The sequence below is a fragment of the Methylobacterium sp. WL18 genome, from assembly GCF_008040015.1.
Taxonomy (GTDB): domain Bacteria; phylum Pseudomonadota; class Alphaproteobacteria; order Rhizobiales; family Beijerinckiaceae; genus Methylobacterium; species Methylobacterium mesophilicum.
In genome coordinates, this window is sequence record NZ_VRVD01001237.1 from 1 (window position 1) to 602 (window position 602).

Below are 602 nucleotides of genomic sequence, written 5' to 3' on the forward strand. Positions count from 1 at the left end.
GGGGGCCTTGTGCGCGGTCAGCGCGGCCTCGGACGGATCCGCGACCCGGTCCACCACATCCAGCATCGGTTGCCTCCAAGATGGACCCGATACGCCCGTTCCCCGTCGTCCGCCTGCCGGACGCGTCCCCGACAGGCGTCAGGCCGCGGAGAGCTTGGTGTTGGCGATCGGGAGGGCGCGGATGCGCTGCCCGGTGAGGGCCGCGACCGCGTTCAGCACGGCGGGCGGCACCCCCGGAAGCCCCGGCTCGCCGACGCCGCCCATCGGCGCGCCGCTCTCGACGATGCGCACGTGGACCGCCGGCATGTGCTCCCGGCGCAGGATCGGGTAGGTGTCGTAGTTCTGCGCCTGGCGCACGCCGTCGCGGTAGACGACCTGCTCGAACAGCACCGACGAGAGGCCCAGCGCCGCGGCCGACTCGACCTGCGCCCGCACGATCGCCGGGTTGACGACGCTGCCCGGGTCGAACGCGATCCACAGGGTGTGGACCCGGGCCTCGCCGCCCGTGACCGACACCTCGGCGATCGTGGCCGTCTCCGACCCGAACGGCGAGGCCATGGCGAGGCCGCGGGCGCGCATGCCGCCCTCGGCCGCGTAGGGCC

Annotated in this window: 1 protein-coding gene; it reads right to left on the minus strand. The window is 74.6% G+C overall.

The annotated features are described in order from the left end of the window. Positions 1-138: 138 nt before the first annotated feature. A partial coding sequence (locus FV228_RS32060) for a molybdopterin cofactor-binding domain-containing protein (protein ID WP_147857999.1) occupies positions 139-602 on the minus strand: 464 nt, incomplete at its 5' end.